Here is a 5,383-nt window from a genome sequence, read left to right as displayed (position 1 = left end):
GTACTGGACGATGCCGGGTATGGTGCTTTCACTACTCGCGTGTTGTGCAGTCGGCGAGCACGAAACCCGGGTGCGGCACAACCCCGAGCACTAGGAAGGGCGACAAAACGCTGATGCCTGACAAGCCAGCCACTCCGACGAAGATGCGGGTGCACTTCGAGGACATCCAGGCCCACTACGACCTCTCCGACGATTTCTTCGGCCTGTTCCAGGACCCGACTCGGATCTACAGCTGCGCCTACTTCGAGCCGCCCGACCTCACACTCGAGCAAGCCCAGATCGCCAAGGTCGACCTGAACCTGGACCAGCTGGACCTGCGGCCCGGCATGACGCTGCTGGACGTCGGCTGCGGTTGGGGCGCCACCATGAAACGCGCGATCGAGAAATACGACGTCAACGTCATCGGCCTGACCCTGTCGAAGAACCAGCGCGCCCACTCCCAGCAGCTGCTGGACAGCATCGACACCAACCGCTCACATCAGGTCCTGCTGCGCGGCTGGGAGGAATTCAGCGACCCCGTCGACCGGATTGTCTCGATCGAGGCCTTCGAGCACTTCGGCTTCGAGCGTTACGACCACTTCTTCAAGAACTGTTTCAACATCATGCCCGACGACGGGCGGATGACCGTGCAGAGCAGTGTGAGCTATCACCCCTACGACATGCACGCGCGCGGCAAGAAGCTGACGTTCGAGACGGCTCGGTTCATCAAGTTCATCCTCACCGAGATCTTCCCGGGCGGTCGCCTGCCGTCCACCAGCATGATGGTGGAGCACGGCGAGAAGGGCGGTTTTATCGTGCCGGAGCCGCTTTCGCTGCGCGACCACTACATCAGGACGCTGCGGATCTGGGGCGACGCGCTGGAGGCCCATAAGGCCGAGGCCATCGAGATCACCTCGGAAGAGGTCTACGAGCGCTACATGAAGTACCTGCGCGGGGCCGAGTACTACTTCACCGACGAGGTCATCGACGTCAGCCTGGTCACCTACCTCAAGCCGGGAGCTGTGGCTTAAGTCTTTTTCCGCATTGCGCGGCGCCTGCTGTCGGATTGCGGCTGCATTGTTCGTCGGACAGGTAGAGAGTGGAACGCAGGGTTCCGCTCACTACCGGAGGTGACCACGATGCAGTATCTAGCTCTGTTGATCAGCCAGGAGCGAGACCTCACACCCGACCAGGGGGCCGCCGAGATGGCGGCCTACCAGAGTTTCCACGCCAAAGCCGCATCGGCGATCCGCGGCGGCGACGCGCTGTTGCCCGCGGCGACCGCGGTGCGCATCTCCGGCGGCCCGGACGCGCCGACGATCACCGACGGCCCATTTGCCGAGGCCGCCGAGGTCGCGGGCGGCTTTTATGTGTTCGAGGCCGAAAACCTTGACGACGCATTGGCATTGGCCCGCGATATCCCCGCCGCCAGATACGGCGCCATCGAAGTTCGGCCGATCTACCACACCATCGATCCCGATTGGTCACGCAAAGACGGCCAGTGGCTGGCGCTGCTGCTGGAACCACCCGCAGCTGCCAATGTTCCGGGCACGCCGGAGTGGGAGGCCGAAGCGGCACGGCACGGCGAATTTGCCGCTGTCGCAGGCGATCACATCGTCAGCGGGGCCGCACTGCACGAGCCGGCGACGGCGACCACGGTGCGCGTTCGCGACGGCGAGGCGCTGTTGACCGACGGGCCCTACGCGGAAGGAGCCGAGATCGCCACCGGCTTCTACGTGCTCACCGCCGGTGACCGTGACGAGGCGGTCAAACTGGCCGCGATGATCCCTGCCGGCGCTGTGCAGCTACGCCAGTTGGCGGGAGTCTCTGGCCTGTAAACAGTATGGCTAACCTGGACGGCGTCTTCCGGCGCGAGTGGGGCCCGGCAGTGGCCGCATTGGCCCGGTGGTCGGGCGACCTCAGCGTCGCCGAGGACGCCGTCCAGGAAGCCTTCGCCGAAGCGCTGCGGGCATGGCCACGCGACGGCGTGCCGGACAACCCCGGCGCATGGGTGCTGACTGTGGCACGTAACCGCGCCCGTGACCGGCTGCGCCGCGAATCAGTCCGCCCGGGAAAGGAATTAGGCTACGTGGTCGAAGAGATCCAAGCCATCCGGGCGCGCACCGATCACGCCGACCCGCATCCCGTTCGCGACGACGAACTGCGGATGATGTTCACCTGCGCCCACCCGGCACTCGACCGGGTGTCGCAGCTGGCGCTGACTCTGCGACTGGTTTCCGGGTTGACCGTCGCGGAGATCGCCCGCGCGCTGCTGCAGACCGAGTCCGCCGTCAGCCAGCGAATCACCCGCGCCAAGACCAAGGTCCGGCACGCCAATATCCCGCTGCGGGTGCCCCCGGCCGAGTTGCTTCCCGAGCGCACACCACATGTGCTCAGCTGCATCTACTCGGTGTTCACCGAGGGCTACTGGTCCACGGCGGGCCCGTCGGCGATTCGCGACGAGCTGTGCGACGAAGGAGTCCGGCTGGCTGGAGAGCTGTGCGTGCTGATGCCGGCTGAACTGGAGGCGCACGCGCTGGCAGCCCTTGTGCTGCTGCATGATTCGCGACGGACGACCAGAGTGGACGGCGCCAGCGCGCTGGTCCCGCTCGAGGAGCAGGACCGCCGCCGCTGGGACCGCGGCCGCATCGCACGCGGCCTGGATCGGCTGCGGGCGGCCCACGGTTCGACCGGCCCGTACCTGCCACAGGCGGTCATCGCCGCATTGCATGCGACGGCCCCGTCCTGGGAACAGACCGACTGGCACAGCATCTGCGCGGCCTACGACAGGCTGTCGACGATGACCGATTCGCCGGTGGTGCGGGCGAATAGGGCGCTGGCGGTTGGCTTTCGCGACGGCCCGGATGCCGGGCTGGCAGCGTTGGAGAAGGTGGCACACGATCCGCGGCTGGCCCGGTCCAACCTGGTGGCGTCGGTGCGCGCCGACTTACTGCGGCGGGCCGGACGACACGACGACGCGGTCACCTGGTATCGAACGGCGCTGGCGTCCAATGGTTCCGAGCCGGGCCGCGACTACCTGCGCCGGCGCATCGCCGAAATTTCGCCGCCGAACGTGGGCTTATGACACGCCAAACGCACAGAACGCGTGCAACAATCCCACACTCGAGCGCGCGGTTCGCGATCGATCAGGGCTGGTCCCGTGCGCCCAACGTGCCGTTGAGATATTGGGCGCGGCATGCCCGACGCGCCAGCTTGCCGCTGGTGGTTCGCGGGATGACGCCGGCCGCCACCAGCAGCACATCCGACAACGGCAGGCCATGCCGGCGTGATACTGCCGCCCGGATTGCATCGATCACCGGTTGCAGATCAGCCCGTCCCGCGCCCACCGCCCGTTCGGCAACGATGACCAGACGCTCGCCGGCCGCATCGGCGGGCGCTCCCGCCACCTGGTTCGCCGGCACCGAGAACGCCGCGACGTAACCCGACCGGACTGCCGACGACGCCTCGGCCGTGGTGGCCTCGATATCCTGCGGATAGTGGTTGCGGCCATCGATGATAATCAGATCCTTGATACGCCCAGTGATGTAGAGCTCACCGTCGAGGTAGACGCCGAGATCACCGGTCCGCAGCCAGGTGGCCTCGCTCGGCGCGCCGTCCGCATGGCTGCCTACCGGCAGTCGACACTGCAGCTTGGTGCCGAACACCCGCTCGGTCTGCTCCGGGCGTGCCCAGTAGCCACGGCCGATATTGTCGCCGTGCAACCAGACCTCGCCGACCTCCCCGTCAGGTAGTTCCGCCTCGGTGTCGGGGTTGACGATGACGCCCCACTGGCTGCGGGCGATCCGGCCGCAGGAAACCTGCGCGATGGCGTTGCGCGCGTCCGGCGAAACCCGAACCGCCCGCCCGGCGCCCAACTGGTCGCGGTCCAGGTAGACAACGGTTGCCCCAGCGGCGGGGTCGATGGTCGAGACGAAAAGGGTTGCCTCGGCCATGCCGTAAGACGGCTTGACCGCTGTGCTCGGCAGCCCATACTGGGCGAACGCCGCGTTGAACTTCGCGATCGAGTCGATGCTGACCGGTTCGGAGCCGTTGATCAGCGACACCACATTGCTCAGGTCGATGTCCTCACCGACATCGGGAAGCCCGCGCTCAGCGGCTAGCTCGAACGCGAAATTCGGAGCCGCCGCGAATGTGCGGCCGTGCTGAGACTCCGCTGCCAGCTGGCGGATCCACCGCTGCGGCCTTCGGACGAACGCGATCGGCGACATGAGCGTGACCTGGGTGCCGAATATCGCCACGCACACGATCATCAACAAGCCCATGTCGTGGTAGAGCGGCAACCAGCTGACGCTGCGGATGTCATAGTCCATACCGGTCGAGATCACCATCTGCAACACGTTGGTGCCGACCGCCCGGTGGGTGATCTCCACACCGACCGGGGCCCGCGTCGACCCGGAGGTGTACTGCAAATACGCAATGTCGTCGGTGTCGAGATGAACCGAGGCGAACGTGGCGCCCACCGAGTCGGGGATGTCATCGATCGCGATCACTCGCGGTCTGTGGCTGCGCGGCAGCGACCGGACAAACTCCTGAACCGCCGCACCCGCGGCGGCGGTGGTCAGTACCACCGTGGGCTGGGCGTCGCCGAGCACAGTGTTGAGGCGCTCCCCATGCCCAGGCAACTCCGGCGCGAACAACGGCACTGCGATGTTTCCGGCCTTGATCGCGGCGAAGAAACCAACGATGTAGTCGATGCCCTGCGGAGCCAGTATCGCCACCCGATCACCCCGGGAGGTCACCTGCTGCAGGCGAGCACCGATGGCCCGCAACCTGGTGCCCAGCTCGGCCCAGGTCAAGTTGATGAACTGACCGTCGGCGTGCTGGCTGTAGTCGAGGTAGCGGTAAGCGATGGCATCGCCGATGTCGGCGATGTGGCGGTCCAGAAACGTCACCAGGTTGACGCCTTCTGGCAGGACGATGCTGCCATCCGCATCGAGGTAGTCGGTCAACTCCGGCCGGTTTCGCCGACCGTCACCTTTGTTCCCCGGCGCACTTCTCATGAGGAGAGTCTAAGAGACGGAGGTGTGTTCTACTGTCGCTGACCCGCGGTGAATACCCGAGTGTTTAGGCCTCGGCGACGTTGCGGGTGATCGCCGGGTCGACCGGGATACCCGGTCCGGTGGTCGTCGACACCGTAATCTTCTTCAGGTAGCGGCCTTTCGACGACGACGGCTTGTGCCGCAGCACCTCGTCGAGCGCCGCGCCGTAGTTCTCCGCGAGCTGCTTCTCGTCGAACGACGCCTTGCCGATGACGAAGTGCAGGTTGGCCTGTTTGTCGATCCGGAAGTTGATCTTGCCGCCCTTGATGTCGGCCACGGCCTTGGCGATGTCCGGGGTGACGGTGCCGGTCTTGGGGTTGGGCATCAGGCCACGCGGTCCGAGA

At 66.1% G+C, this 5,383-nt stretch carries 4 protein-coding genes and 1 pseudogene; 3 read left to right on the top strand and 2 right to left on the bottom strand.

All coding sequences use genetic code 11. From position 1 onward, the window contains the following. Positions 1 to 113: 113 nt before the first annotated feature. The 3 genes from WAN71_RS04830 to WAN71_RS04820 all read left to right on the top strand — a co-directional run bounded on the left by WAN71_RS04830 (position 114) and on the right by WAN71_RS04820 (position 3,064). Positions 114 to 1,010: a cyclopropane mycolic acid synthase family methyltransferase gene (locus WAN71_RS04830; protein WP_422224241.1), complete on the top strand. Its 897-nt coding sequence runs from the start codon at positions 114 to 116 to the stop codon at positions 1,008 to 1,010. 108 nt (positions 1,011 to 1,118) lie between these two features. Continuing rightward, the gene (locus WAN71_RS04825; RefSeq protein ID WP_422224240.1) at positions 1,119 to 1,817 is read left to right on the top strand and encodes a YciI family protein; all 699 of its coding nucleotides are present in this window, start codon (positions 1,119 to 1,121) and stop codon (positions 1,815 to 1,817) included. A gap of 5 nt (positions 1,818 to 1,822) precedes the next feature. Then, complete coding sequence (locus WAN71_RS04820) at positions 1,823 to 3,064, top strand: RNA polymerase sigma factor (RefSeq protein ID WP_422224239.1); 1,242 nt, start codon at positions 1,823 to 1,825, stop codon at positions 3,062 to 3,064. 61 nt (positions 3,065 to 3,125) lie between these two features. On the opposite strand, the gene WAN71_RS04815 is transcribed toward WAN71_RS04820, so the two are convergent. Both WAN71_RS04815 and WAN71_RS04810 read right to left on the bottom strand, forming a co-directional pair. After that, entirely contained in the window at positions 3,126 to 5,000 is a 1,875-nt protein-coding gene (locus tag WAN71_RS04815; RefSeq protein ID WP_422224238.1) for a fatty acyl-AMP ligase, read from the bottom strand. 64 nt (positions 5,001 to 5,064) lie between these two features. Further along, a pseudogene (locus WAN71_RS04810) lies at positions 5,065 to 5,383 on the bottom strand (50S ribosomal protein L1); the annotation flags it as partial.

Origin of the sequence: Mycobacterium sp. (assembly GCF_049280035.1) — a bacterium.
GTDB lineage: Bacteria > Actinomycetota > Actinomycetes > Mycobacteriales > Mycobacteriaceae > Mycobacterium.
Note: the sequence above shows the minus strand (reverse complement) of the source record. Positions and strands in the feature narration are given on the sequence as shown.

What these genes read in the sequence shown, in the direction of transcription:
- WAN71_RS04830 (WP_422224241.1), top strand. Translation starts at nt 114, where the DNA reads ATGCCTGACAAGCCAGCCACTCCGACGAAGATGCGGGTGCACTTCGAG.
- WAN71_RS04825 (WP_422224240.1), top strand. Translation starts at nt 1,119, where the DNA reads ATGCAGTATCTAGCTCTGTTGATCAGCCAGGAGCGAGACCTCACACCC.
- WAN71_RS04815 (WP_422224238.1), bottom strand. Translation starts at nt 5,000, where the DNA reads ATGAGAAGTGCGCCGGGGAACAAAGGTGACGGTCGGCGAAACCGGCCG.
- WAN71_RS04820 (WP_422224239.1), top strand. Translation starts at nt 1,823, where the DNA reads ATGGCTAACCTGGACGGCGTCTTCCGGCGCGAGTGGGGCCCGGCAGTG.